The sequence below is a fragment of the Rahnella sp. PCH160 genome (assembly GCF_047784855.1).
Classification (GTDB): Bacteria; Pseudomonadota; Gammaproteobacteria; order Enterobacterales; family Enterobacteriaceae; genus Rahnella.
Genome location: NZ_JBLOGT010000001.1, coordinates 132955 through 157234 on the forward strand (window position 1 = coordinate 132955; position 24280 = coordinate 157234).

The following is a 24280-nucleotide window of genomic DNA, read 5'->3' on the forward strand; positions in this document are numbered from 1 at the left end:
GGCCGTTCAGGATATTTTTTTCTCTAACTCTTACGCCAGCCCCTCGTCAGCACTTTCTCTATCTCGACAATCACGAACAGCGCGACACCCATCAGCAGCCCGATGATCCAGTAGATAAATTTGCCGCGAACGGCGTAAAACCGGACGCCACGCGGCTGCCGGTCAGTGAAATGGTCAGCTCGCTCGGTAAAACCATGACCGGCGTTTATATCCTGCACTACACCTTTTTTAATCTGCTCGTCGGGTGGTTCCCGGTCAATTCCCTGACCGCCAAACTGCTGGTCATTCTGATGACGTTCCTGCTTTCGGTGATGTCATCCATGCTGCTGCTCAAAAGCAATCTGACGAAAAAGCTGATTACGTTTTGATCAGCTTTGCTCCGACACCAGCACGGCCATGGTGTCGGGCTCCAGCGCCCTGAAAATATGCTCAACGTCGGCCGGATACGAAATGTAGTCACCGGCGTTCAGCTCGACCGGTGAATCCACCAGCCCGACCAGCGCACGCCCCTGCGTGATAATGATGTGTTCGACAGAACCCTGCGGATGCGGGCTGGAAACGCGGTCGCTGCCCGGCTGCGTGGTCAGCAGATACACATCGCGCCGCGCGCCCGGCGGACAGGTCGCCAGAAGCACCGCTTTGTAATCCGACATTTCTGCGACCACCGACGGGCCTTCGCCACGCCGGATCACCTGCATTTTATTCACTTCCGGCTCCATCAGGCGCGCGAAAGGAATATTCAGCGCCACACACAGCGCCCACAGCGTTTCCAGACTCGGATTACCGTTACCGGCTTCGAGTTGTGAAAGCGTCGATTTAGCCACACCGGCGCGGCGGGCGACTTCCGCCAGAGACAAGCCTGCGCGCTGACGTTCACGCACCAGACCTTTGGAAATAACGCTGATAGGTTGAGACATAACGGCACCGTGATTTATATAACGAACGATCGTTCGACTTGAAGAACGATTCGGAAGTGTTCATTATAATGGATACTCGTTCGTTATGGGATTGAATTATGCAAGCGCGTTTCTTTTCACCGCTGGGAAAAGATGTGGTGAAAGCTATTTTTCTGGTGTGCCTCGCCGACGGTCTGGTGGGGATTTCTTACGGTTCACTGGCGGTCGCCGGAGGTTTCCCACTGTGGGTGCCGCTGATGCTTTCTTTGCTGGTGCTCGCCGGCGCCTCGGAGTTTTTGTTCATCGCAATTGTCGGCGGTGGCGGAAGCCCGTTCGCTGCGGCAGCCGCGGGTTTGCTGGTGAATGCCCGCCATTTGCCGTTCGGTATCGCGGTAAAAGATCTGGTGGGCAGCAAATCGCTCAGCTGGCTCGGGTGCCACATCATGAACGACGAAAGCGTGGTGTTCGGCATCTCGCAGCCCACCCATGAAAAACGCAAAAAAGCCTACTGGCTGTGCGGCGCGGGCATTGCGTTGTTCTGGCCGGTCAGCGTGATTGCCGGGGCGTATATCGGGCAATTTATTCCGGATATCAAAGCGATCGGGCTGGATGCCGTATTCCCGGCCATTTTGCTGGCGCTGATTTTCCCGGCACTGAGAAAGCGCAGAACGCTGATCCCGGCGGCGTCCGGCGCACTGTTCTCCGTCGCCGCCGTGCCTTTTGTGCCCGCCGGAATGCCGGTGCTGTTTTCACTGCTGGGATTATTGGCCTGGAGAAACAAAAAATGACGCAGCACATGTTATGGATTGCCGGGATCGCCGTTCTGGCGGCAGGTACATTTGCGATGCGCGTGGCCGGTTACCGGCTGGGATCGCGTCTGAATTTTTCACCGGCAACGCAATCGATGTTGTCGGATTCCGCCACGATTCTGTTACTGGCCGTTGCGGCCACGTCAGCGCTGTTTGAAGGCCATCACTTTGGCGGATTTGCGCGGGTAGCGGGCGTCGGCGTGGCGCTGTTTTTAGCATGGCGAAAGGCACCGCTGATCGTCATTATTATCGCGGCAGCGATGGTCACGGCGCTGATGCGCGGGGTGGGAATCGCATAAACAGAAACAAAAATGGCTCCCGCAGGAGCCATCGTTATTCATAAATCGTTACGCCACGTCTTCGTACTGCGGCACCGGATTGCGGAAGCTTTTGGTCACACAGGCCAGATAGATGAAGCCGACTGCGCCCCAGATCAGCCCCAGCACCATCGAGCCTTCTTCCAGATTGACCCACAACGCCCCGACCGTCAGCGCGCCGCACATCGGTAAAAACAGATACTGGAAGTGGTCCATCAAGGTTTTGTTGCGCTTCTCGCGGATCCAGAACTGCGAAATCACAGACAGGTTCACGAAGGTAAACGCCACCAGCGCACCGAAGTTAATCAGCGCCGTCGCCGTCACCAGATCGAAGTTAATCGCCATCAGGGCAATCGCGCCGACCAGCAACACGTTGAAAGACGGCGTGCGCCATTTCGGGTGAATGTAGCCGAAGAAACGTTTCGGGAATACGCCGTCGCGGCCCATGACGTACATCAGGCGCGAAACGCCCGCGTGCGCCGCCATGCCGGACGCCAGAACGGTGATGCTGGAGAAAATCAGCGCGCCGAACTGGAAGGCACGCCCCGCGACCTGCAACATGATTTCAGGCTGCGAAGCGTCCGGATTTTTGAAGCTGGAAATGTCCGGGAAATACAGCTGCAGGAAATAGGTTGCGCCGATAAAGATGGCACCGCCAATTAACGCCGTCAGGAAGATCGCCCGCGGGATCACGCGTTCGGCGTCTTTGGTTTCTTCCGACAAATTACTGATGCCGTCAAAGCCGGTGAACGAGAAGCACAGAATCGTCGCGCCGGTAATCAGCGGCACAGTATGGGTATTTTCGCCCCAGAACGGTTTCGAACTGGCTAACGTGCCGTAACCGGTGCCGTGGTTAACGCCGTAAATGACCATGCCGGTAATCACGGCAATCAGCACAATCTGTAAGACGACGACCAGCGTATTAATATTGGCGACGGTTTTGATGCTGCGTAAATTCGACAGCGTCATAAACCCGACCAGCACGATGACAAATATCCACGACGGCACGGAAGGCACCAGCGCTTCAAAATAGATTTTTGCCAGCAGGATATTAATCATCGGCGCGAATAAGTAATCGAGCAGCGACGACCAGCCGACCATAAAGCCGACCACCGGATGAATCGCTTTTTGCGCGTAAGTATAAGCGGAGCCCGCAGAAGGATAGCGGCGCACCAGTTTGCCGTAGCTCAGCGCCGTAAATAACACGGCGATCAGCGCGAAGGCATAGGCCGTCGGTACATGACCGTCGGTCAGGCCGGAGACAATACCGAAAGTATCAAACAGTGTCATGGGTTGCATATAGGCCAGGCCTATCATGACAACCGGAATCAGCGTAAGGCTTTTACGCAGTTCCACGCGGGAAGCGGTACCTGTTGCGATGTTATCCGACATGATGTGAATTTCCCATGACGGATGACGTCACATAAAAAGAGTGGTGCACCATTTATGTTTCCTTGCGACAAGACTGTCGATTTCTGAAAGTAAATATCTATCCGGTACTAAGCCCGGCCTCTGGTTTTTGGATGTTTTTCTTGTACGAAGAATGATTTCGTTAATGCAGAACGCGTGATACGCCCCGTTTTGCGGGCCGCATATTTTGCCTTATTCCGTATTGAATTGACAAGCCAGCTCAGGATAAAGACAGGCAATAAATAAAATAACCCGTGAAAACTGGCACGTATTGTCAAAGCGCTTTCGCAGAGGGGAATGAAATGTTTTTATAATGTGAAAATAATTAAACACCGCGTTATTGCATCAGGAGATATATCGACAATCCCTGTTTAAAAATAACGAGTGCGCTTCTGATTTAACATTTTCGGCCTCACGCAAGCCGTCTTCCCTCCCTGATTGCCCTTATGGGCAAATTCCTAAAATTCCCTCCCCTGACATCTTTTTCACGCCTGATGTTTACAAAATCACGGTCTGTGACAAGAATGAAAATTATTTGATCATAAAATAAGAAATGTCTGATTCCTCACTTAAGCAGCAACTCCAGAACCTGAAGAAGCACAATGCCCGTTTGAAACGCATCGCGCACGATGCCCGCAACAAGCTGAACGCGGCGCTGGATGGAACCGGTTTATGTTTGTGGCAGCTCGACGTGCCCAGCGGAAAACTGGTGATTTACAACCGCCGGTGGGGATCCATGCTGGGTTATCAGCCCAAAGAACTGAGCGCGCGTTTTGAGGTCTGGCGAGAACATTTGCACCCGGACGACAAAGCAGACGTGCTGTCAGCTTTTTACAATCATCTGGAAGGCAAAACGCCGTTTTACGAGGCGCTGCACCGGATGCAGGCGAAAAATGGCACCATTACCTGGGTGCTCGATCGTGGCCGCGTCACCGAATGGGACGACGCCGGACGCCCGCTGAAAGTCACGGGCACTCACATCGACATGACCAAAGAAAAGAATTATGAGCAACAGTTAGCCACGCTGGCCAACCACGATCCGCTGACCGGGCTGGCGAACCGTCATGCGTTACAACAGCAGTTCAGCGCGCTAAAAAAAACCGGTTCGCTTTGCGTGGCGTTTATCGATCTGGATGATTTTAAGCATGTGAACGACACGCTCGGGCACCGCAGCGGCGATGACGTTCTGATGCGCCTCAGCCAGCGTTTTAAAGACGTTTGCCCGGCGGGCGTTATTCCGGGGCGTCTGGGCGGTGATGAATTTGTGTTGCTGTTTCCGTATTCACTGAATAATCCGGTGATTAAAAACGTGGCGCAGGCGTGCCTGAATGCGGCGGTGATCCCGTTTGAGCTGGACAACGGCAATGCGCAGATAGGCGCATCCATCGGGATTGCGGAAATGGCGGCCAGCGATGATTTCAGCGACGTATTACTGCGTGCCGATCAGGCGATGTACGCGATAAAGCATCACGGAAAAAACGGCGTTATGTTGGGCACGGAACCGGTTCGCCTTCAGGCATAAGCCTGCCCCTGCCGGTTTCAGCGGTATGTGCTATAAATTTCACATAACAAAAAACGTTTTGTTCTTCTTTAGGGCTACAGCAACGAATTACGGGGTGTGATGTGTCTCTTTCTATTTCTGAATGGACAATGGCTAACGACATTGAATGCTCGCATCTGACCGCGAGTAATTCGTCATTTCCGCGTCACACCCACGACGAATACGTCATCAGCGCCAATCTGACCGGCACGGAAGAAATCTGGCTGCACGGCAAAACCGCGCTGGTGCGCGCAGGCGATATCACGATTTATAACCCGTCAACGGTGCAGTCATCGTTGTTCGGCGAAGAAAAAGTCGAATTTCTCAGCGTGCATATTCCGCAAGCGTTGCTGCGCCAGGTGTCGGTCGATCACAATCTGCGTTCAGACCATCACGCGCCGGTGCTCACCGAAGGTGTTCTGAATAATCCCGCGCTGTTTTCCGCACTTCGCCATTACAAACGCACGCTCAATGATGAAGATCAGGAGCAGAATCTGCTGTGGCTGCTGGGCGCGCTGCTGGAAGAACCGGCAAAAGAGCAGGAGCAGTCGCTGCGCCCCATCACGCTGGCACTGGATTTCATGCGCGACCATCTGACGCGCAAAATACATCTTGATACGCTGGCGCAAATCAGCGGGCTGAGTAAATTCCATTTTGTGCGACTTTTCCGTCAGCACATCGGCATGCCGCCGCTGCAATACCATATGCAACTGCGGCTGCTCGAAGCCCGTAACCAGCTGCGCAAAAACAATAATGCGCTGGATGTGGCGATCCGCCTGGGCTTCTACGATCAAAGCCACTTCATCAACACGTTCCGCAAGATGATGGGGATCACGCCCCATCTCTATTCGCTGTCGCTGAACGCCTCGCACGGCCACGCGGCTACACGATAAATTCGCGATACCCGGTGATAACGACGTACAGCGCGAAATACGAGAAAATTGCCGCCGACGCCACGTAAGAGTATTTCAGCATTTTGGTGCCGAGCATTTTCCCGCCCCAGCTGCCAACGCAGCACAGCACGATCGTCCAGAACACACCGGCAATGAAGAAGCCGGTCAGGAACCACGACGCTTCCACGGTGCCGCCTTGCCCCATGCGGGAAATCAGCGCCCCGCCGACGGCGGCAAACCACAGAATCGCCGTCGGTGAGGACATCGCCAGCAGCACGCCACGACCAAAGTTGCGGATCACAGAGCGCGGCTGCGCGTTGTCACCGGAATTCAGATCGCCGGCGGGTGCCAGCGCCGCGCGGATCATTTTGTAGGTAAACCACATCAGCATCAGCGAGCCGCCGACCCACAGCACCCAGCGTACGCTCTGGTATTGCAGCAACAGCGTCATCCCTGCCAGCGCCAGCATCGCGTAAATCAGGTCGCCGATGCAGGTGCCAATGCCCAGCCAGAATCCGTGAAAATAGCCGCGTTGCATCGCCAGCGTAATCATGGCGATATTGGCAATCCCGATGTCCAGACACAGCGACAGGCTGAGCAAAAATCCATTTGAAAACGGCATCATAGCGGAACTCTCTTGATTAACTGGTTGTATTCAATCATGTCATTGGTGGTACCCAGACGCGCCATCAGCACATCGACATCCTCCGGATTGGTGTGCGGGCAACGTTCCAGCATGAAATCTTTCGCCCGTTCCGCGTCACCGCCCAGCAACGCTTCGCTCATCAGACGGGTGAGATCCGCCATCTGGGTGTAGAAAAGTTCCGGGTGAAATTCGATGGCATCAGCGGACAGCTCAATGCATCCGTGTTCGCGCAGATAGTTGAACTGGATCCAGGCCGCACCGGCGTCCGGATAGCTCGACGGGCCGCGACGCAGATAGCGCAGCATTTCGAGGAAGTAGATCCGCGCCAGCACGGTGCGATCCAGTTGCAGACCGTCGGCCACCTTCGGCGTGAGACACATCAGCAGACCAAACTGGTCGGCCAGCGCTTCCTGAACCATCATCGATCCCCAGCGATCAATCTTGCTGAGTTTCGGGAAGACGTTTTCGTTACGCACCAGCGAATGCCCGAGATCGTGCCCGCGGAACCACGCAATCAGATAACGCTGGCACACGCGGCTGTCCGGCAACCGGTCTTCCGGCCAGCCCATTTTCGCCGCTTCGGTGCGGGAAAACAGTTCGAACAGTTGCAGGTACGTGTTGGCGAAAACCACGGTGCGTTTGACCGGCGAATGCTTCAGCCCTTCATCTTCCGGGAAGAAATACGCAAAATGTTTCGGATAGGTATTCGCTTCACCGGCAATGCCAAACAGATTGATAATTTTGTACGCGCAGCCCGGCATCGCCAGCAAATCCCCGGCAATTTCCTTTTGCAGATACAGCAAACTTTCCGGGAAGAGGTTGTCCATCACGTCGGAGATTTCCTGCAACATCGGCGCGGGTTCGCCAAACCACGACGAATAAAAACTTTGTTTGGATTTCCCCACCCACGTCGAGGTATTGCCGATGCCCAGCACCAGTTGCTGTTCATTCAGTCCGGCGATTTGCGGCAGCACGGTTTTCCCGCAACTGTCGTCCGCCAGCACTTCCGCGCGTAAAAACAGGCCGCGACGGGTATCCGGGTCATCAAACATCGGCGCGAGGCGGAAACACTGGATCGACATTTCCTCGCGCAGCGCATCCAGCAAACGGCTTTCGCAGGCGGCTTCCAGCTGATTGATCGCTTCCGTGAGACGCAGGCAGTAATGAATGGTTTGCAGAGCTTTAGGATTCAGATTTTCCGGGGCATCCAGATCCATCATTGAAACCTGATATGCCGCCGCGGCTGGCCAAAATGACGTAGTAAACATGATTTCAAACCTTTAAGCGCAATAGAAAGAACCTACTACATCACTCCCGCGAAACCGGGTATTGGAAGAAATTGCGCAGACGCAAAGAAGTGAAAGTTACCGCCATTACAAGCCCGTCATCTGCGTCTACCCTTAACGTATCCATCCCTTTTTCGCTAAGCGTCTCACACCATGAGCATTTCCCTTCGCCATTACCTGCAAGCCCGCACCCGGTTGGTGATTTCACTCGTTGCCGGGCTGGTTTGTTTTTTCGTCCTTCCCGCCCATCTGGGGGTTTTGCAACGCCTGATGATTGGCTGGAACGTGCTGGCGTGGCTGTATCTGTTTTTCCTGTGGTTTCGGATGTTACGCACTGAGCCGAAAGACATTCCGCACATCGCCAAAACGCAGGATGAAAGCGCCAGCATCGTGCTGACGCTGGTGACGCTGACCTGTCTGGTGAGCATTCTGGCGATCCTGATGGAGCTCGGGTCGCTCAAAGATCTCACCGGCACCGCGCGGGCGCTGCACATTCTGCTGACCGCCACCACGCTGATTGCCTCCTGGGCGCTGCTGCCCACGTCGTTCGCCATGCATTACGCGCATCATCACTATCTGCGGCGCAGCAAAGACTGCACGCCGATGATTTTCCCGGAAAAGCCCGACGAACCCGGTTACTGGGATTTTATCTATTTCTCTTTCACTATTGCCGTGGCGTCGCAGACCGCTGACGTGGCAACCGGCACCACCGATATGCGGCAGATCGCGCTGTTGCAGTCGGTGATTTCCTTCGTCTTCAATCTGGCCATTCTCGGGTTTTCCATTAACGTCGGCGCGGGATTGCTCAGCTAATGACTGACTTAACGATTGAAGTAATACGCTGTATTTCGGGAGATTTTCGGCAGAGTTCACTGTAAGTCCAAAAAGTCGAACTTTGGACTTCTATACGTCTAAAACTTAGTGTAGGTTTTCACAATATTTCCCCAATTTGGTTACGTTTAAGGAAACTTTGCTTATGCGCACTTCGTTTGTTGCCCTGACACTGCTGGCCTCCACGCTGTTTTCTGCCACGACTTTTGCCGGGTCGACGTTAGATCGCGTGACCAAAACCGGTGTTTTGCGCAATGCCATCGTCAATGACTACCCGCCTTTCGGCTTTATTGATGACAATAATCAGCTTGCCGGTTTTGACGTGGATGTCGCTAAAGCCGTGGCACAGCGCATGGGCGTGAAGCTGGAAATTATTGCGCCAGGCTGGGAAACGATTGTCGGCGGGAAATGGCAGGGGCGCTGGGATACCTGTATCTGCTCGATGACGCCAAATACCGAACGCGCCAAAGTGCTGGATTTCCCGACGCCGTATTACAACTCTCCGGCAGTGCTGGTGGTGAACAAGAAAGACGACCGCATCAAATCTGCCGCGGATCTGAGCAACAAGAAAATCGGCGTGGGCATCGGTTCGACCTATGAAACGTACCTGCAAAAAGCGCTGGTAATTCCGGGCGCGAAACCGCTGAACTTCCCGTTTGATAACGTGCAGGTCATCCCGAGTGACGAAGAAGTCGCGTTCCAGAATCTGGCGTTGGGGCCGGGCGTGCGTCTGGACGGCGTGGTGTCTGATTTAGCCACCGCGAATGCCCGCATCAAACGCGCGCCGGTGTTCAAAATTGTCACCGAACTGTACGCCGAACCGAACTGGGTGGCGACGGACAAAGGCGACGCCGAGTGGGATAAAAAAGTCGCAGACACCATCAAATCGCTGCGCGACGACGGCACGCTGGCGAAAATTTCCCAGCACTGGCTGGGTGAAGATATTACGCACGAGGCACCCTGATGCCACAAGTCCCGGACAGCCAGCCGAAGGTGGAAACGCCGGAACGCTGGCACCACGCGCACGCGTTTAAATTCAAAACCGGGCTGACGTGGCTGATTCTGCTCAGTCTGCTGCTCGGTACCTTCAGCAAAATGGGGCTGGACTGGAGCCTGATCAGCCAGAAATTGCCGTTCCTGCTCGGGCTGCGCCTGTCGCCGGACGGCTTTATTCAGGGCGCGGCGCTGACCATTATGATCACCGCCTGCTCGATGTTTTTCTGCCTGCTGATTGGCCTGATTACCGCGCTCGGGCGGATGTCCAAAAACGCGCTGGCCTTTGGCTGCGCCACGTTTTACGCCTCGCTGTTTCGCGGTACGCCGCTGCTGGTTCAGGTGTTAATTATCTATCTGGCGCTACCGCAGTTCGGGATTGTGCTCGGCGCGCTCAGCTCCGGCATTATCGCGCTGTCGATGAACTACGGCGCGTATCTGGCGGAAACCATCCGCAGCGGAGTGCTTTCCGTACCGCGCGGTCAGCAGGAAGCCGCACTGGCGCTGGGTGTTTCGCGCTGGACAGTGGCGGTTCACGTCACGGCTCCGCAGGCGCTGCGCATTATTATCCCGCCCGCCGGTTCGATGTTTATTTCCATGTTAAAAGACTCGTCTCTGGTTTCACTGATGGGGCTGTGGGAGCTGAATTTTCTCGCGCAATCCTACGGGCGCAGCACTTACCGCTATATGGAAATGCTGGCGACGGCGGCCGCAATCTACTGGATTATGTCGATTGTTTTAGAGCTGCTGCAAAGCCGTCTTGAGCGCCGTTTTGCGCAGGGCCAGCGCCGCTGATGTTCAAATTTTATTAACGGGTACGCCATGTCCTTTCCAGAAGATTTTCGTTTAATCAGCTATCTCTCGCGGCATGAACACGCCGTCCGCTTTCCGCTTTCCTCCTCTTACCCGGAATCGATGAGCATCGATACGCTGTTTGAACTGGCGGGAAAAGAGCACCGCGCGCCTTTCATGCAAACCGTGCTGGATTACCCGCCGCTGCGCGGGTCGCCTGAACTTCTCGAAGCCATCGCGTCCACGTACCGGCACATCACGCCGCAGCAGGTCATCAGTTTTGCCGGTGCCGACGAAGCGATTTATGCCAGTTTTCAGATGCTGCTCGAACCGGGTGATCACGCGGTTGTTATCACGCCCAATTATCAGTCGCTGGAAAGCGTGCCGTTGTCGCGCTGTTCCGTCACCGGCGTGGCGCTCGATGAAAACAACGACTGGGCGCTGGACGTGGAAAAAGTACGGGCTGCGGTGCGTGAAAACACCAAAGTGCTGGCGATAAACTTCCCGCATAACCCGACCGGCGCGCTGATCTCTCATCAGCAACTGACGGATCTGGTGGACATGTGCCGCGCGCGGGGGATCTGGATTTTCTCCGATGAAGTCTATCGCCAGACGGAGTTTGATCCGGCGGATCGTCTGCCGCAGCTGGCCGATATTTACGAACGTGGGATCTCGCTGAATGTGACGTCAAAAGCCTACGGATTGCCCGGCCTGCGAATCGGCTGGGTGGCGTGTCAGGATGACGCGTGGATGCTGAAACTCGAACGCATGAAGCAGTATCTGTCGATCTGCAATTCCATGCCCGGCGAGTTTCTGACGACGATAGCGCTCAACGCCCGCGCGCCGATCCTCGAGCGCGTGATGGCGCGTTCCCGCCGCCAGCTTGCCGCGCTGACGCAATTTCTGGCGCGTTACCCGCATCTGTTCCGACTTTCCGTGCCGAAGGCCGGTGTGCTGGCCTTTCCGCGTTATCTCGGTGCAAAAGGCGCGGAAGCTTTCGCCACCCGGCTGGTGGAAGAAACCGGTGTGATGGTGATTCCGTCCGTCACTTACGCCTCTGTACTGACGCCGGTTTCGGAGGATTTTCTGCGCGTTGGCTTTGGCCGTGAAAATCTGGAACCGGCGCTGACCGAAATCGGTAAATGGCTGGATCGCCGGTGATCAGCCCAGTACTTTTTTGCTGGTCAGAAAATCGATAAATACCCGCACCTTGGGCAACATATGGCGGCTGCTCGGCCAGACCACCGAGAACTTGCCGCCCTCTTTCTGAAAACTGTCCAGTACCGAAATCAGCTCGCCGGAGGCCAGATAATGGCGCACGATAAACTCCGGCACATACGCCATTCCCAGCCCTGCACCGCCGCCTGAAGTATCGATTCCAGATTATTGCTGCTCAGCGCCAGCGGAAGTTCTTCGGGGATTTCGCTCAGTTCCCACGCCTGCCATTGACCGTTGCCCGGAAACCGGTAACGCAGACAGGCGTGATGGCGCAAATCGGCCGGCGTTTGTGGCGCTGGATTTTGCGCGAAATAGCCGGGGCTGCCGACGACGGCAAAGCGGAACGGCCCCAGACGGCGCGACATCATCTGCGAGCTGTTCAGTTCGCCGCTGCGGATGGCGATATCAAACCCTTCATCGATGACGTCAACCATGCGGTCGCTGAAATCCAGATCCAGCTCGACGTCAGGATAGCGTGCGCGAAACGCCGGCAAATGCGGCAACAGCATGCGGTAACCGATAGCAGGCGCGGTGATGCGCAATTTGCCGCGCGGCACGGCGGAAATCCGCACCAGCTCCTGCTCGGCTTCTTCCAGCTGCGTGACGATATTCTGGCAGCGTTCGAAAAAAAGCTGCCCTTCATCGGTCAGGCTGATGCGCCGCGTGCTGCGGTTAAACAGCCGCACGTTGAGTTTTTCCTCCAGCCGCGCCACGCTTTTCCCCACCGCCGACGCCGAAATGCCCATGCGCTCTGCCGCCGCGGCAAAACTCTGGCTTTGTGCCGCACGGACAAACGCCAGCAAACCATTCAGATTTTCCATTTAACCCTTCCCCGCCATTCGAGCGTTTTAGTCCTTAATCATCGGACGCAGAGCCTGTTTCCGCAAGATTACCGACATTTTATCATCAACGTCACGACTCTTTCCGTTGGGGAAACCAATGAACACCACATCCACGCAGGCCACAGGCAATCTCCGGGTTCTGTTCACCGTTTGTCTGGCGGCGGTGATCCTGCCGCTTAATTTTGTCAGCGGCGCGGTCGCCACGCCCGCCATCGCCCGTGAACTTGGCGGCAGCGCGCAGGCGCTCAGCTGGATAACGAATTCTTTCATGCTGACGTTCGGCTGTTTTCTGATGGCGGCCGGTGCGCTGGCGGATGAAATCGGGCGCAAAAAAGTGTTTATCAGCGGCGTTTCGCTGTTCGCCCTGCTTTCGCTGTTGCAGGCTTTTAGCAGCAGTTTGCTGTGGACCGATTTACTGCGTGGCGCGCAGGGGATTGCCGCCGCCGGTGCGCTGGCGGGCGGTGCAGCGGCTCTGGCGCAGGAATTTGACGGCGCAGCGCGAACCCGCGCGTTCAGCCTGATGGGCAGCAGTTTTGGCGTCGGGCTGGCGTTCGGCCCGTTTCTGGCCGGATTGCTTATCGCGCATTTCGGCTGGCGCTCGGTCTTTTTCTCCATCGCCATCGTTGCCCTGATTTCACTGCTGAACGGCACGTCGAAAATGCGCGAAACGCGAAATCCGCAGGCCGCCGGTATCGACTGGCCGGGCACGGTGTCGTTTACTGCCATGCTGGCCCTGCTGACCTGGGCGCTGATGGACATTCCGCAGTCCGGCCTGAGCAGCCCGCAGGTGCTGGCGATGCTGGCGGGCGCGGCGGTGTTACTGGGGATTTTCGTGGCGGTTGAGCGGCGCGTGAAAAACCCGATGCTGGATTTATCGCTGTTCCGCTACGTGCGTTTTATCGGTGTGCAGGCGCTGCCGCTGGCGACGGGTTTCTGTTTTGTGGTGCTGCTGGTGGTTCTGCCGATGCTGTTTATCGGCGTCATCGGGCTGAGCGAAGAGCGCGCCGGGCTGATGATGATGGCACTGTCGGTGCCGATGCTGGTCGTGCCGCTGCTGGCCGCATGGCTGACGCGCTGGGTACCGGCGGGCGTGTTGTGTACGTCCGGGCTGGTGATTGCCGCCGCCGGTCTGGGCTGGCTGAGCCGCGCGGTTCTGGCGCAGGATCTGTCCGGCATGATCGCGCCGATGCTGATAATTGGCGTCGGTACGGGTTTACCCTGGGGTTTGATGGACGGGCTTTCGGTCAGCGTGGTGCCAAAAGAACGGGCAGGTATGGCGACCGGAATTTTCAGCACCACACGCGTGGCCGGTGAAGGGATTTCGCTGGCAATTGTGGGCGCGATTTTGGCCGCACTGACACACAGCGCGCTGGCGGCGCAATTCACCAGCGGGGAAATCAGCCAGGCGGCGCAGCGGCTGGCGACCGGTAATCTGGCCGTCGCGCAGCAGCTTATTCCTCAGGCCAGCACCGCGCAGCTTCAGCAGCTTTATGCGGCGTCGCTGCACCCGTTGTTACTGTGTCTGACGGGCATTACGCTGTTTTCCGCGCTGGTGGTGTTGCTGGCGCTGCGCGGCAATCATCAGGAAACGGCTGAAAATACTGCCGTTTGTCAGAAGGATTTGTCGCCGTAATCCGCTTGAGGCTCCGGACACAGCCGCGCAACCCTTTATGAATATCTAAAAAAATGGTTAATAAACTTCATCTTTATGCCGCATCATTTTCTTAAATGATGCGGTAATAAATGTACTTTTGGGATAAAAATCTATCAATTTTACATTTATAGAATTTTTATCCTTATTATCAAAAATGCCAAAAATATCCCCTTAAGGTAAATTTATTAACTTATATTTAACGATAACGGCGTTTTCCATCATGAGGTTAAGGTCAGGGACATCTTCAGTTAAGACTGAAAAACACAAATCCCGGCCAGTACGTCGTTTCTTGTCCGATTTTTTTGGCTGTCTTTAGCGTTAATTACAGACCACCAGAGGATTTCCACATGCAACCCCGTTGCATGAGTACACATCCGTGTAAGCAGTTATTGGGAGTCATCATGGGCGCAAAAAATTCTTTATTGGCTATTCTGGCCGCAACAACCCTGACGTTAGCCACAGGCGCGCAGGCAGCCGGTAACTTAACAGGGCAATTGGGTGTTTCGCTGACCATCAGCACCGGCTGTACCGTCGGCAACGGCACGGTCACCGGCGGAACAAACCTGTGGGGTAACTTAAACTTTGGTAACTACGCCGATTTAACCAGCGTCATCAACGGAACACTTCTTGGGGCGAACGGCACCAGCGCCGTGACCGTCACGTGCAGCACCGGCCTCAGCCCGACACTTTCCTTAAATGGCGGACTGGCCGCAACCGGCGGCGTCCGCGCCATGACGTCGAGCGGTAACAGTATTCATTATCGCCTCTACTCAGACACTGCCCGTACCACAGAAATCACCATAAATTCCCCGGTAACGTTGGGAACCGGCACGACGGCGCAAAACATACCGATCTATGGCCGGGTTTTACCGGCGGATCAGACCAGCACAACCCCCGCTGCCGGAACGTATAACGATACGGTAGTCGCCACACTTTCCTGGTAACGCTTTATTCCGTCAGGGCATGTCACGCCCTGTGCGATTTGTTATTCATGGAAGGAAGGGTCATGGACATCAAATTACCGCTGCTGCCAGCCTTAATCGTGCTGTCATTTCAGGTGGTGATCCCGTCCTCATATGGTGCGACGCTGGGGATCACCGCAACGTTGTTACCTGCCTGTACGGCGGGTACGTCGTCGGCCGGCACCACCACATTCGGCATCCTTAACTTCGGTAATTATGCCACCCTGACCAGTACCATCGACGTCACCAGCGCACAACTGGCGGGGTCGGTTCGCGTGAACTGCGTCAACGGGCTGAGCTACAAAATCCTGATGGATGGCGGCACGGCGGGCAACGTGACCGCCCGCAAGATGGCCAATACGACCAACAGCGCATTAACGGTGGCGTATAACCTCTACACCACAGCGCCGCGCACCACGATTTGGGACAACACCACCGGCGTAAGCGCCACAGGGTCCGGCGCCGATCAGTGGTATCCGGTCTATGGCCGTGTACCGGCACAGACCACACCCGCGGCCGGTATTTATTCGGACACGGTCAATGTCACTGTCAGCTGGTAGCGGGGCACTATTATGCCTGAACGCACCCTCATCCTGCTGGCTTCGTTGTCACTCCTGTTTTCCGCTGCCCTGCGGGCGGATATTGCCACCACCAACTTTACCGTCAACGCCACCATCACCAACGGCTGCGCCTTCGGCAACTCCCTCAGCACCTCTGTCACCAGCCTTGGCACGATCAACTTCGGCTCTTTTGCATCCGTCCCCACCAACGTGGATGTGGTCAGTGCGTCCGGTGCGGGTTCTGTCGTCGTGACGTGCACACCCGGCGCGACGGTGGCGATATCGATGGATTACGGCCTGAACGGGGGTTCCGTGACCCAGCGTTATATGACCAACAGCGGCGCAACGGCCTCGCTGGCGTATCAGCTTTATCAGGACTCAGCACGCACCAAAGTATGGGGAACCGGTTCGCAGGCGATGACCGTCAGCAGCTTTCCGGCCACAACACAAACTTATCCGGTCTATGCAAGGTTGTTTTCATTCACGACGTCACCGACTGCGGGCACTTACAACGACACGATAACCGTGACTTTAACGTATTGAATCATCAGGATGTGAACCATGAAATTGATTTTTTTACGCACCGTTTTACGTTTTATTGTACTTTTTGCACTGAGCTTATCCGGCCACGCTTTTGCGGCCAGTTCGGTGCTGGTGTGGCCGGTTTATCAGATTATTGAGGCAGACCAGAACAGTTCAGCACTGTGGCTGGAAAATCGCGGCGCGGATCCGGTGTCATTGCAGGTGCGGGTGATGGCGTGGAAACAGGAGAATTTTAACGAACGCTACGCCGACCAGACCGCCGTGGTGGCCAGCCCGCCGTTTGCCACCGTCGCCCCCGGCCAGCGCCAGTTGATCCGGCTGATCCGCAATACACCGGTGGCACCGAAAACTGAAAAATCCTTCCGCATCATTATTGATGAAATTCCTTCCCCGCTGAATGCCTCGCCGGAAGGCCAGGCGAAAGCCGTGGTCGGCCTGCAATTACAAATGCGCTATCTGCTGCCGTTATTTCTCGATGGCGAAGGGCTGTGGACCAACGAACGCACCGATATCAAACGCGATCCGGCTTCCGCCACTAAACCGGTGCTGAAATGGAGCGTGGATAACGAAGGCGGAAAAATGCTGCTGAAAGTCAGGAATAACGGCACCGTTCACGCACGCCTGAGTAACGTCTTCTGGTCCGCCAGCGGCAATAACAAACAAGGCGTTAAAACCATGGTCAGCGGGTTTATGGGCTACGTGTTGCCGGGTCAGGAAATGCGCTGGCCGGTGCCCGCAGGCGTAATCCCCGGCGGTCAGCTCAATGCACAAATTGCAGATAATACGCAGCCCATCGTGATCCCGCGCGGCGAATAGGGCCGGGGCACCCGAAATGTTATTACAACCCCTGCGAGGGTATTGCAGACAATCCTTCCGGCTGTGCCTGATTTGTGCGGGCAGCACCGGACTGTCCGTATTTTCGCTGCTGGCTCAGGCAAATGAATACGGCGCGTTACCGGATGCGCCGCGCGCCGCCCCGGTGACCCTGGAGGCGACGTATTATCTGACGCTGGTGATAAACGGCCAGACCGATAATCAGGTCGTGCCGGTGGTGTACCGCACTAACGCTTACTTTGTGGAGTCCGGCGTGCTGGCGAAAAACCATGTGCGCACTAACGGGCAGCAGGACGGGCTGGTGAATATCTCTGCCCTGCCCGGCGTGAAAGCGACGTACAACGCCGCGGTTCAGCAGATGATCATTCAGGTACCTGACGACTGGCTGCCGAAACAGGATGTCAGCAGTGATAACCTCATCGGCTATACGCCCGCGAAAAGCAGTACCGGTTTACTGCTCAACTACGATGCGTATTACACCGATCCGCACGACGGGCCGCGTTCCGTCGCCACGTTACTGGAACAGCGGTTGTTCAGCAGCGTCGGCATTCTGACTAACACCGGCACTTTTCGCGAGAGCCTGGGGAGCAGCGGAAACACGGACGGCAACGTGCAAAACGGCTATCTGCGTTACGACACCTTCTGGCGGTACAACGACGAACAGCGGCTGGTCAGTTATCAGGTCGGGGACTTTGTCAGTAACTCGCTGACCTGGAGCAACTCGGCGCGCATGGCCGGTTTACGCATCAGCCGTAATTTCAGCGTGCGACCCGATCTGGTGACGTATCCGCTGTTGCAATACAGCGGCACGGCGGCGGTGCCCACGACGGTGGATTTGTTCCTCAACGGTTACAAGGCCAGCAGCAATAATCTGAATTCCGGGCCGTTTACGCTGACCAATGTGCCGTACATCAACGGAGCCGGTGAAGCAACGGTGGTCACCACCGACGCCCTCGGACGCCAGGTTTCCACCAGCGTGCCGTTTTATGTGTCGAACACGTTGCTGCGCAAGGGGCTGAGCGATTTCGATCTGTCGCTCGGCGCGGTGAGAAAAAATTACGGTATCACCAGCGGGGATTATTCGGACGCCGCCTTCAGCGGAATTTACCGTTACGGCATCAGTAATTTCCTCACGCTGTCCTCGCACGGCGAAGCCACACAAGGGCTGGGGCTGGGCGGATTGGGCGCGGATGTGGCGGTCGGGCATTGGGGCACGTTCAGTGTTTCCGCCAGCCAGAGCCGCGCCAGCCGCGCGCCGGTCGACAGCGGCGAAATCGACACCGACAACAACAATGCGAACACGAATCTCAATATCAACGGTGTGCCGGACAACAGCGGGATGATCAGCGCATCGCCAAATTCTGACGGCGACACTCACGAAAAAAGCGGCAATCAGTACACGGTCGGCTATTCCTACTATTCCAACCGTTTCAGTCTTTCGGCTTTGCGCTCATCCCGCAGCCCCGGTTTTCAGGATCTGACGTCATATACCAGCGATACACGTCTCAGCCGTCAGGCCGATCAGGTTACGTTCAGTACGTCGCCCTTTGGCCCGTCTAACGGCACAGTGGGCATCGGGTACTACGACGTCGAAGCCTATGACCGCAGCCATACGCGGTTGCTTAATTTTTCCTACAGCCGCTCGCTGTGGGGGCAAAGCAGCATGTTCCTTTCGCTCAATAAAACCCTCGGCGACAGCGGCTACAGCGCGCAATTGCAATTTATCGTGCCGCTCGATTCCGGGGCCAGCGTGACGGCGGGTCTGCAACGCGACAGCGCAGGGAATTATCAGGAACAGCTCAGCGCCAGTAAAACCGCGCCAACTGACGGCGGGCTGGGCTGGAATCTGGCCTATACCGGCGGGCGGGATCCTTATCAGCAGGCCGATGCAACGTGGAAAACGCGCTACGCCACGCTGGAAGGCGGCCTGTATGGCGAAACGGGCAAATACACTAACTGGGCCGATCTCAGCGGATCGGTGGTGTTTATGGCCAATGATTTTTTCCTGTCGGACAAAATCAACGACGCCTTCATTGTTGTCGATACCGGGAACTACCCCGGTGTGCCGGTGATGTATGAGAACCAGAAACAGGGCAATACTGATAAAAACGGCCATCTGCTGATCCCCACCGTCAGCTCGTATTATCCGGCGAAAGTGGATATCGATACCTTACCGTTGCCCGCTGACATCGTGGCAACCCGCGTGACTGATAACATCTCCGTGCGCCAGGGCAGCGGCGTGGTGGTCGAATTCAAGGTGAAGAAAGTGTTGTCCGCCAATATCACGCTGCACAACAGCCAGGGGCAGCCGCTGAAAATCGGCACCGTGGTCACGGAACAAAACAGCCAGCAAACCACCGTCGTCGGTTATGGCGGGCTGGCTTATTTCAGCAATCTTGCGCCTCACAATATGTTGAGCCTACGTCAGGAAGATGGCGCAGTTTGCCGGATCGGTTTTGACCTCAACGTCAACAGTCACAGCATCGAACAGGTCGGGCCGCTGGTTTGCCGCAACGCCCCGGTATCAGGAGAAATCAATGAACAGAATCCGTGAATGGGTAGTCAGAATATTGATGGTTTGCGCCCTGTTTTTCAGCGTTGAGGCCGCGCAGGCGGCGTGTTCCAGCTCTTCCGGTGCCGGGACGTTTGCCTCCAACAACTCGTTTACCGTCGGCACAACCGCCGAGCAGGTGACAGCAACCAGCGGCTTTATCTGTACCGGCAGCGCGCTTTCGTTGCTCAGTACCAACACCGTTACGGCGACAATCGCCTCTACGGCCAATGCGACCGGCACATCAGCACGACTTTATAACGCCATCAGTAAACAATACCTGCCGTATATCATTTGCCAGGACAGCGGCTGCGCAACGCCGGTCAACGTGGGTGCAACCACCACCTGGAGTAGCACGACGCTTCTGGGGCTTTTAGGGTTATTTAATGCCAGCGACGGCAGCCTGCCGCTGTACCTGAAAACCTCCACCGGCTCTAATTTGCAAGCGGGCACGTACACAGACACCATTAACATCAGCTGGGCGTACCATATCTGCTTTATCGGCGTATTAGGCATCTGCTCCTACACCGACGGCACAGCCACTACCGCTATCACCGCCACGCTGATCGTCACGAATTTCTGCTATATCGACAGCGCACCCAACGTTAACTTCGGTTCAGCGGCTTTTCCCGGCGGATTCTCCTCCGTCACCTCAAACGCACTGAGCGTTCGCTGCACGCTGGGGGCGACCTACAGCGTTAATCTCAACAGCAGCAATGCGAGCAGTGGTCAGTACCGGCAGATGTCCGCGACGATCAACTCCCTCCCTTATTATCTGCAATATCAGCTGTTTAAAGCTGATGCAACGGTGTGGACAAGCGCCACCAATGCTTCGGCGACGGGCACCGGTTTATCGCAAAGCATTCCGTACACCGCGACGGTCAATGCCGCACAGGCGAACGTCCCCGCCGGAAGTTACAGCGATACGGTGTTAGTGACGGTGACGTACTAGAAAGGGTAAAACAGAACCGGTGCAACGAATGCGCACCGGTTTGAGACAGGAAAAAATTACAGCGCTTTCAGCGTTTTGACGGTGGCATCCACGTCAATTTCATCTTCCGTAAACACATACGTGCTGTTCTGGAAGGTGGTGATCAGCAACTTTTTCATGGTACGCGTCGCAGCTTTTTGCTCTTCTTCCTGCGGACGGATACGGTTCATCAGCAGGCCGACGGAAAGCACGGCATTTTCTTTGTCGACTTTAGTTTCCCCCGGCACTTCTTCGTTGAAGGCCAGGAAGGATTTGATGCTGGTGATTTTGATGCGTTCACCGGCAATAAAGATGTATTTGCTTTCAGGTTCCACTTTGACCGAAAAGGCGGAAAGGCCTTTGTTGTTGGTTGTCGGCTCAAAAGTGACCACCGCATCTTTCTTAATCAGCTCAGGGTTTGCGACTTTAATCACGTGGAAATAACGGTTATCGCCGTTTTCATCTTTGATAAAACCGAAACCTTTATCTTCAAACCAGGTTGTGATTACGCCGTTCATCGCTTACCGCCTAAGTAATTATTCGTTCAACAATATGTCAGATTTTGCAGGGCGGCAGTGTAAAGCAGAATGAGGATAAAGTCCTGTGCTTTACAGCCTGAGTCGCCCCACGTCAGATGGCTTTTCTAAAAGTCAGATTAAACCGGTACGACCCCGTTAACGGATGTTCCCCCGATTTCAGCGGCAAAACGCCGTGATAACGCAGCCGCGACGGGCCACCCCACACCACGATATCGCCGTGCGTCAGTGTAATCCGCTGCGTTTTGTCGCTGCGCTCCAGCCCGCCGAACTGAAATACCGCCGGTAAACCAAGAGAAATCGAGACAATCGGCTGCCCGAAGTCATGCTCGTCTTTATCCTGATGCAGGCTCATTTTTGCGCCCGGCTGATACCGGTTAATCAAACAGGCGTCCGGGTTAAAACCGGCAAAACCGGCCTGCTCTGCGGCTTTCACCGCGATATCTCGAAACAGTGCTGACATTGCGGGCCATTGCTGCTGGCTTTCCGGCGACGTGGTCTGATAACGGTAACCGGCTTTATCCGTCACCCAGCCGACATCGCCGCAGTTGGTCATCGCCACGGACATCGCGTAACCGCCCGGTGTCGCACGATACTGAAAAGGCACCAGCCCGGCGATCCGGTCAATCTCCGCCAGCAGCGCCACGTCGTTTTCCCGCGCCGCACCACGCAACACCACCGCGCCGGGAAAAAGATCCTCGCGCCAGTGCGGGTGAAAATCGGGATGATCAAAAAGATCCAAATTCATGTCAGCCTCCGCGTTTGCGTATGCATTCAGTATAACGGATGTCGCCTGTTGAGCATCAGACCCTCATTTTCAACGCCAGCGTGAGGACAAAAACGCGAGAAAAACCGCGGCCGCCGGGCCGATATGCCGGTTAGGCCGCACGCAATACACGCCGGTTTCCCGCCCCGTCCATTGCGGCAGAACCTGCACCAGATCGCCTGCGGCAATCGCCGCTGCCATCGTCACCGCCGAATGAAAAGCGATGCCGTGTGCATCGGTGCAAAGCCGCCGCGCCGCATCCGCGTTATCCACTTTCACCGACCCTTTCGGTGCCAGCGTGCGCTCTTCTGCGCCAGAAAACAGCCGCCACAGCAGGCCGTCCTGACTGGCTGATGAGACGATACATTCATGCTGATTGAGATCTTCCAGCGCCTGCGGCACACCGCGTTTTTCCAGATACGCGGGCGCGGCCACCAGGATCCGCCGGTTCTCCAGCATCTTGTGGGCAATCAGCGAGGAATCCTTCATGCGGCCAATACGAAACGCCAGCATGATGCCGTCGGCCACGAGATCAGCGTAGTCATCGGTCAGACGCAAATCCAGCTGTACACGCGGATGTGCCGCCAGAAACGCACGCAGATACGGCACAATGTGCGTGTGACCAAACGCCACCGGCGCGCTGACCACCAGTTCGCCATAAGGCAGTTTCTGCTCATCGCGCACGGTTTCGGCGGCGTTTCGCAGCTGCAACAGCGCCTGATGGCATTCAGAAAAATAGCGTTTCCCGGATTCGGTCAGCGACATCGCCCGCGTGGTCCGGTTCAGCAACGGCGTACCCAAATGCTGTTCCAGCGTTTTAATAAAACGGCTGACCGACGACGGCGTGATCCCCAGCGCATCCGCGGCGCGGGCAAAACTATGGTGTTCAACCACAGCGACAAAGGTTTGCACTAAGTGCAGCGACGGCGCGTTCATTATTGCTCTCAGGGAATCAATGAATGTTATTTCCGGCTATTATCAATAAAATTAAGCATGATTAGAATGATTCTTTTTCGAGGAAATTCTATGAAAACGCCTTCAGTCTCCGCCTTTCACGCCCTGCATTTGCAGGATAAACCGCTGAAATTACCCAACGCCTGGGACGCAGGCAGCGCGCGCCAGATTCAACATCTTGGCGCGGCAGCCATTGCCACCACCAGCGCGGGCGTCGCCTGGTCTTTGGGGTATCGCGACGGCAATGCGCTGCCGGTGGATGACTATGTGGCGCGCGCGGCGTCTATCGTCCGGGTGATTTCGGTTCCGCTTTCTGCGGATATCGAAGGCGGCTACAGCGATGACCCGGCGCAGGTTGCCTTAAACGTCTCGCGGCTTATCGACATCGGTGTCACCGGCATTAATATCGAGGACGGTGCGGGAAATCCCGATCTCCTGTGCGCAAAAGTGGATGCCATTCGCACCGCGTGTATCCGCCGCGGTGCAGAGTTGTACATTAATGTGCGTACCGACGTTTACGCCCGTAATCTGGTTTCAGCGGAAAACCGCGCCGCCGAAGTGATGGCACGGGCGCAGACGTATCACCGCGCAGGGGCTGACGGGCTTTTTGTTCTCGGATTAGCTGACCTGAACGAAATGCGCGCCATCGCTGACAGCACTCCGCTGCTGCTCAATGTCGTGGTCTGGCCGGGGCTTGCGCCGGTGGAAGAACTGACGCGGTCGGGCGTGCGTCGCCTCAGCGCCGGTTCCTGGCTGCCGCAAACGTTATGGGCGCATAACGCGCGGCTGGTCAGCGGTTTTTTACAGGACGATGCGATGACGCCAATGATGGAAAATGCCACGCCTTATTCTGAAATCAACATGATATTTTAACCACCTGGATGGTCTGAAAAACCAGGACATCAAACCGGAGAAACCGACAATGAACACCCATAATCAGGCAATGCTGCATATCTTGTGCGGGAAAATTGCCTCCGGGAAATCCACTCTGGCGCGCGAGCTGGCAAAGCAGCCGGTCACGGTGGGGATCGCTGAAGATCAGTGGTTATCCGCGCTGTATAAAGAAGAAATGCGCACTATTGAGGATTACGTCCGCTGCTCGGCAAAACTGCGCAATGCCATCGCGCCGCATGTGATTTCGTTGCTCAAAGCCGGCGTTTCCGTGGTACTGGATTTCCCGGCCAATACCGTCGCCAACCGCCAGTGGGTGATGAGCATCATCCGTGAATCGGGCGCTGACCATCGCCTGCATTTTCTGAATGTGCCCGACGATATTTGTACATCCCGGCTGCACGCCCGCAATCAGTCCGGCACACATGATTTTACGGTCACCGATGAGCAGTTTGCGCTGATCTCCCGACATTTTGCTGAACCACAAGCGCAAGAAGGTTTCACGATTATTCAATACGATAACGAAAAGTAAACGCTGACCGGAAGGGCTGGCGGAGGCAGACGATGATTGTAGGGTTGTATCGTT

General features: G+C 55.9%; 26 protein-coding genes and 1 pseudogene. 18 read left to right on the forward strand and 9 right to left on the reverse strand.

Annotated elements, in window-relative coordinates; genetic code table 11:
* Nucleotides 1-23 precede the first annotated feature (23 nt).
* Nucleotides 24-218, reverse strand: coding sequence for a hypothetical protein (locus ACM5QY_RS00620; protein WP_416118789.1), 195 nt, complete (start codon nucleotides 216-218; stop codon nucleotides 24-26).
* On the opposite strand from ACM5QY_RS00620, the gene ACM5QY_RS00625 reads away from it, so the two are divergent.
* Nucleotides 195-368 carry a hypothetical protein gene (locus ACM5QY_RS00625; RefSeq protein ID WP_416118790.1) on the forward strand — a complete coding sequence of 58 codons (174 nt, stop codon included), beginning with the start codon at nucleotides 195-197 and terminating at the stop codon, nucleotides 366-368. The two genes, ACM5QY_RS00620 and ACM5QY_RS00625, sit on opposite strands and share 24 nt — an antisense overlap.
* On the opposite strand, the gene ACM5QY_RS00630 is transcribed toward ACM5QY_RS00625, so the two are convergent.
* Nucleotides 369-917, reverse strand: a complete 549-nt coding sequence (locus ACM5QY_RS00630) for a helix-turn-helix domain-containing protein (RefSeq protein ID WP_416118791.1) — start codon at nucleotides 915-917, stop codon at nucleotides 369-371. It lies immediately after the preceding gene.
* 98 nt (nucleotides 918-1015) lie between these two features.
* Between ACM5QY_RS00630 and ACM5QY_RS00635 the strand changes: the two genes are divergently transcribed.
* Both ACM5QY_RS00635 and ACM5QY_RS00640 read left to right on the forward strand, forming a co-directional pair.
* Nucleotides 1016-1684 carry an AzlC family ABC transporter permease gene (locus ACM5QY_RS00635; RefSeq protein WP_416118792.1) on the forward strand — a complete coding sequence of 223 codons (669 nt, stop codon included), beginning with the start codon at nucleotides 1016-1018 and terminating at the stop codon, nucleotides 1682-1684.
* The gene (locus tag ACM5QY_RS00640) at nucleotides 1681-2004 is read left to right on the forward strand and encodes an AzlD domain-containing protein (protein WP_416118793.1); all 324 of its coding nucleotides are present in this window, start codon (nucleotides 1681-1683) and stop codon (nucleotides 2002-2004) included. The genes ACM5QY_RS00635 and ACM5QY_RS00640 overlap by 4 nt, the downstream gene beginning before the upstream one ends.
* 48 nt (nucleotides 2005-2052) lie before the next feature.
* Here the strand turns inward: ACM5QY_RS00640 and ACM5QY_RS00645 are convergent, their stop codons facing one another.
* Nucleotides 2053-3414 (reverse strand): APC family permease, encoded by a 1362-nt coding sequence (locus ACM5QY_RS00645; RefSeq protein WP_416118794.1) that lies wholly within the window; start codon nucleotides 3412-3414, stop codon nucleotides 2053-2055.
* A 571-nt stretch (nucleotides 3415-3985) separates the two neighbouring features.
* Between ACM5QY_RS00645 and ACM5QY_RS00650 the strand changes: the two genes are divergently transcribed.
* Together ACM5QY_RS00650 and ACM5QY_RS00655 are read left to right on the forward strand one after the other, a co-directional pair.
* Complete coding sequence (locus ACM5QY_RS00650; RefSeq protein WP_416118795.1) at nucleotides 3986-4954, forward strand: GGDEF domain-containing protein; 969 nt, start codon at nucleotides 3986-3988, stop codon at nucleotides 4952-4954.
* A 101-nt stretch (nucleotides 4955-5055) separates the two neighbouring features.
* Nucleotides 5056-5865: a helix-turn-helix transcriptional regulator gene (locus ACM5QY_RS00655; protein WP_416118796.1), complete on the forward strand. Its 810-nt coding sequence runs from the start codon at nucleotides 5056-5058 to the stop codon at nucleotides 5863-5865.
* Here ACM5QY_RS00655 and ACM5QY_RS00660 read toward each other — a convergent pair.
* Nucleotides 5855-6490: a LysE family transporter gene (locus tag ACM5QY_RS00660; RefSeq protein WP_416118797.1), complete on the reverse strand. Its 636-nt coding sequence runs from the start codon at nucleotides 6488-6490 to the stop codon at nucleotides 5855-5857. The two genes, ACM5QY_RS00655 and ACM5QY_RS00660, sit on opposite strands and share 11 nt — an antisense overlap.
* A complete protein-coding gene (locus ACM5QY_RS00665) occupies nucleotides 6487-7779 on the reverse strand; it encodes a hypothetical protein (RefSeq protein WP_416118798.1) in 1293 nt (430 codons plus the stop codon). The genes ACM5QY_RS00660 and ACM5QY_RS00665 overlap by 4 nt, the downstream gene beginning before the upstream one ends.
* 171 nt (nucleotides 7780-7950) lie before the next feature.
* Here ACM5QY_RS00665 and ACM5QY_RS00670 point away from each other — a divergent pair, with 171 nt between their 5' ends.
* The 4 genes from ACM5QY_RS00670 to ACM5QY_RS00685 all read left to right on the forward strand — a co-directional run bounded on the left by ACM5QY_RS00670 (nucleotide 7951) and on the right by ACM5QY_RS00685 (nucleotide 11574).
* Nucleotides 7951-8610, forward strand: coding sequence for a DUF1345 domain-containing protein (locus tag ACM5QY_RS00670; protein WP_416118799.1), 660 nt, complete (start codon nucleotides 7951-7953; stop codon nucleotides 8608-8610).
* A gap of 163 nt (nucleotides 8611-8773) precedes the next feature.
* A complete protein-coding gene (locus ACM5QY_RS00675) occupies nucleotides 8774-9592 on the forward strand; it encodes a transporter substrate-binding domain-containing protein (protein WP_416118800.1) in 819 nt (272 codons plus the stop codon).
* Nucleotides 9592-10416: an amino acid ABC transporter permease gene (locus tag ACM5QY_RS00680; protein ID WP_416118801.1), complete on the forward strand. Its 825-nt coding sequence runs from the start codon at nucleotides 9592-9594 to the stop codon at nucleotides 10414-10416. The genes ACM5QY_RS00675 and ACM5QY_RS00680 overlap by 1 nt, the downstream gene beginning before the upstream one ends.
* Nucleotides 10417-10443: 27 nt before the next feature.
* A complete protein-coding gene (locus ACM5QY_RS00685; protein ID WP_416118802.1) occupies nucleotides 10444-11574 on the forward strand; it encodes an aminotransferase class I/II-fold pyridoxal phosphate-dependent enzyme in 1131 nt (376 codons plus the stop codon).
* Here the strand turns inward: ACM5QY_RS00685 and ACM5QY_RS00690 are convergent.
* Nucleotides 11575-12452, reverse strand: a pseudogene (locus ACM5QY_RS00690) (LysR substrate-binding domain-containing protein).
* A gap of 118 nt (nucleotides 12453-12570) precedes the next feature.
* Between ACM5QY_RS00690 and ACM5QY_RS00695 the strand changes: the two are divergent.
* The 7 genes from ACM5QY_RS00695 to ACM5QY_RS00725 all read left to right on the forward strand — a co-directional run bounded on the left by ACM5QY_RS00695 (nucleotide 12571) and on the right by ACM5QY_RS00725 (nucleotide 20529).
* Nucleotides 12571-14106, forward strand: coding sequence for an MFS transporter (locus tag ACM5QY_RS00695; RefSeq protein ID WP_416118803.1), 1536 nt, complete (start codon nucleotides 12571-12573; stop codon nucleotides 14104-14106).
* A 422-nt stretch (nucleotides 14107-14528) separates the two neighbouring features.
* Nucleotides 14529-15071, forward strand: a complete 543-nt coding sequence (locus ACM5QY_RS00700; protein WP_416118804.1) for a Csu type fimbrial protein — start codon at nucleotides 14529-14531, stop codon at nucleotides 15069-15071.
* 62 nt (nucleotides 15072-15133) lie between these two features.
* Nucleotides 15134-15649, forward strand: a complete 516-nt coding sequence (locus ACM5QY_RS00705; protein WP_416118805.1) for a Csu type fimbrial protein — start codon at nucleotides 15134-15136, stop codon at nucleotides 15647-15649.
* Between the two features lie 12 nt (nucleotides 15650-15661).
* A complete protein-coding gene (locus ACM5QY_RS00710; RefSeq protein ID WP_416118806.1) occupies nucleotides 15662-16192 on the forward strand; it encodes a Csu type fimbrial protein in 531 nt (176 codons plus the stop codon).
* A gap of 18 nt (nucleotides 16193-16210) precedes the next feature.
* On the forward strand, nucleotides 16211-17008 hold the full coding sequence (locus tag ACM5QY_RS00715) for a fimbrial biogenesis chaperone (protein ID WP_416118807.1): 798 nt from the start codon (nucleotides 16211-16213) through the stop codon (nucleotides 17006-17008).
* A gap of 16 nt (nucleotides 17009-17024) precedes the next feature.
* A complete protein-coding gene (locus tag ACM5QY_RS00720; RefSeq protein ID WP_416118808.1) occupies nucleotides 17025-19580 on the forward strand; it encodes a fimbria/pilus outer membrane usher protein in 2556 nt (851 codons plus the stop codon).
* The gene (locus ACM5QY_RS00725; RefSeq protein WP_416118809.1) at nucleotides 19564-20529 is read left to right on the forward strand and encodes a Csu type fimbrial protein; all 966 of its coding nucleotides are present in this window, start codon (nucleotides 19564-19566) and stop codon (nucleotides 20527-20529) included. The genes ACM5QY_RS00720 and ACM5QY_RS00725 overlap by 17 nt, the downstream gene beginning before the upstream one ends.
* 56 nt (nucleotides 20530-20585) lie before the next feature.
* Here ACM5QY_RS00725 and ACM5QY_RS00730 read toward each other — a convergent pair whose 3' ends face one another.
* The 3 genes from ACM5QY_RS00730 to ACM5QY_RS00740 all read right to left on the reverse strand — a co-directional run bounded on the left by ACM5QY_RS00730 (nucleotide 20586) and on the right by ACM5QY_RS00740 (nucleotide 22785).
* Entirely contained in the window at nucleotides 20586-21065 is a 480-nt protein-coding gene (locus ACM5QY_RS00730) for a cold shock domain-containing protein (protein WP_416118810.1), read from the reverse strand.
* 112 nt (nucleotides 21066-21177) lie between these two features.
* Nucleotides 21178-21831 carry a DNA oxidative demethylase AlkB gene (gene alkB / locus ACM5QY_RS00735; RefSeq protein ID WP_416118811.1) on the reverse strand — a complete coding sequence of 218 codons (654 nt, stop codon included), beginning with the start codon at nucleotides 21829-21831 and terminating at the stop codon, nucleotides 21178-21180.
* A 69-nt stretch (nucleotides 21832-21900) separates the two neighbouring features.
* A complete protein-coding gene (locus tag ACM5QY_RS00740) occupies nucleotides 21901-22785 on the reverse strand; it encodes a LysR family transcriptional regulator (RefSeq protein WP_416118812.1) in 885 nt (294 codons plus the stop codon).
* Between the two features lie 90 nt (nucleotides 22786-22875).
* Between ACM5QY_RS00740 and ACM5QY_RS00745 the strand changes: the two genes are divergently transcribed.
* The gene (locus tag ACM5QY_RS00745; protein WP_416118813.1) at nucleotides 22876-23676 is read left to right on the forward strand and encodes an isocitrate lyase/PEP mutase family protein; all 801 of its coding nucleotides are present in this window, start codon (nucleotides 22876-22878) and stop codon (nucleotides 23674-23676) included.
* A 49-nt stretch (nucleotides 23677-23725) separates the two neighbouring features.
* Entirely contained in the window at nucleotides 23726-24226 is a 501-nt protein-coding gene (locus ACM5QY_RS00750) for a P-loop nucleotide/nucleoside kinase family protein (protein WP_416118814.1), read from the forward strand.
* The last annotated feature ends 54 nt before the right edge of the window (nucleotides 24227-24280 follow it).

Excerpts from the sequence above, each read along its gene's own strand:
- ACM5QY_RS00715 (WP_416118807.1), top strand. The coding sequence starts at position 16,211 with ATGAAATTGATTTTTTTACGCACCGTTTTACGTTTTATTGTACTTTTT.
- alkB (WP_416118811.1), bottom strand. The coding sequence starts at position 21,831 with ATGAATTTGGATCTTTTTGATCATCCCGATTTTCACCCGCACTGGCGC.
- ACM5QY_RS00725 (WP_416118809.1), top strand. The coding sequence starts at position 19,564 with ATGAACAGAATCCGTGAATGGGTAGTCAGAATATTGATGGTTTGCGCC.
- ACM5QY_RS00645 (WP_416118794.1), bottom strand. The coding sequence starts at position 3,414 with ATGTCGGATAACATCGCAACAGGTACCGCTTCCCGCGTGGAACTGCGT.
- ACM5QY_RS00630 (WP_416118791.1), bottom strand. The coding sequence starts at position 917 with ATGTCTCAACCTATCAGCGTTATTTCCAAAGGTCTGGTGCGTGAACGT.
- ACM5QY_RS00640 (WP_416118793.1), top strand. The coding sequence starts at position 1,681 with ATGACGCAGCACATGTTATGGATTGCCGGGATCGCCGTTCTGGCGGCA.
- ACM5QY_RS00650 (WP_416118795.1), top strand. The coding sequence starts at position 3,986 with ATGTCTGATTCCTCACTTAAGCAGCAACTCCAGAACCTGAAGAAGCAC.
- ACM5QY_RS00750 (WP_416118814.1), top strand. The coding sequence starts at position 23,726 with ATGAACACCCATAATCAGGCAATGCTGCATATCTTGTGCGGGAAAATT.
- ACM5QY_RS00705 (WP_416118805.1), top strand. The coding sequence starts at position 15,134 with ATGGACATCAAATTACCGCTGCTGCCAGCCTTAATCGTGCTGTCATTT.
- ACM5QY_RS00670 (WP_416118799.1), top strand. The coding sequence starts at position 7,951 with ATGAGCATTTCCCTTCGCCATTACCTGCAAGCCCGCACCCGGTTGGTG.
- ACM5QY_RS00675 (WP_416118800.1), top strand. The coding sequence starts at position 8,774 with ATGCGCACTTCGTTTGTTGCCCTGACACTGCTGGCCTCCACGCTGTTT.
- ACM5QY_RS00720 (WP_416118808.1), top strand. The coding sequence starts at position 17,025 with ATGTTATTACAACCCCTGCGAGGGTATTGCAGACAATCCTTCCGGCTG.
- ACM5QY_RS00700 (WP_416118804.1), top strand. The coding sequence starts at position 14,529 with ATGGGCGCAAAAAATTCTTTATTGGCTATTCTGGCCGCAACAACCCTG.
- ACM5QY_RS00680 (WP_416118801.1), top strand. The coding sequence starts at position 9,592 with ATGCCACAAGTCCCGGACAGCCAGCCGAAGGTGGAAACGCCGGAACGC.
- ACM5QY_RS00745 (WP_416118813.1), top strand. The coding sequence starts at position 22,876 with ATGAAAACGCCTTCAGTCTCCGCCTTTCACGCCCTGCATTTGCAGGAT.
- ACM5QY_RS00660 (WP_416118797.1), bottom strand. The coding sequence starts at position 6,490 with ATGATGCCGTTTTCAAATGGATTTTTGCTCAGCCTGTCGCTGTGTCTG.
- ACM5QY_RS00635 (WP_416118792.1), top strand. The coding sequence starts at position 1,016 with ATGCAAGCGCGTTTCTTTTCACCGCTGGGAAAAGATGTGGTGAAAGCT.
- ACM5QY_RS00740 (WP_416118812.1), bottom strand. The coding sequence starts at position 22,785 with ATGAACGCGCCGTCGCTGCACTTAGTGCAAACCTTTGTCGCTGTGGTT.
- ACM5QY_RS00695 (WP_416118803.1), top strand. The coding sequence starts at position 12,571 with ATGAACACCACATCCACGCAGGCCACAGGCAATCTCCGGGTTCTGTTC.
- ACM5QY_RS00665 (WP_416118798.1), bottom strand. The coding sequence starts at position 7,779 with ATGTTTACTACGTCATTTTGGCCAGCCGCGGCGGCATATCAGGTTTCA.
- ACM5QY_RS00730 (WP_416118810.1), bottom strand. The coding sequence starts at position 21,065 with ATGAACGGCGTAATCACAACCTGGTTTGAAGATAAAGGTTTCGGTTTT.
- ACM5QY_RS00685 (WP_416118802.1), top strand. The coding sequence starts at position 10,444 with ATGTCCTTTCCAGAAGATTTTCGTTTAATCAGCTATCTCTCGCGGCAT.
- ACM5QY_RS00625 (WP_416118790.1), top strand. The coding sequence starts at position 195 with ATGACCGGCGTTTATATCCTGCACTACACCTTTTTTAATCTGCTCGTC.
- ACM5QY_RS00710 (WP_416118806.1), top strand. The coding sequence starts at position 15,662 with ATGCCTGAACGCACCCTCATCCTGCTGGCTTCGTTGTCACTCCTGTTT.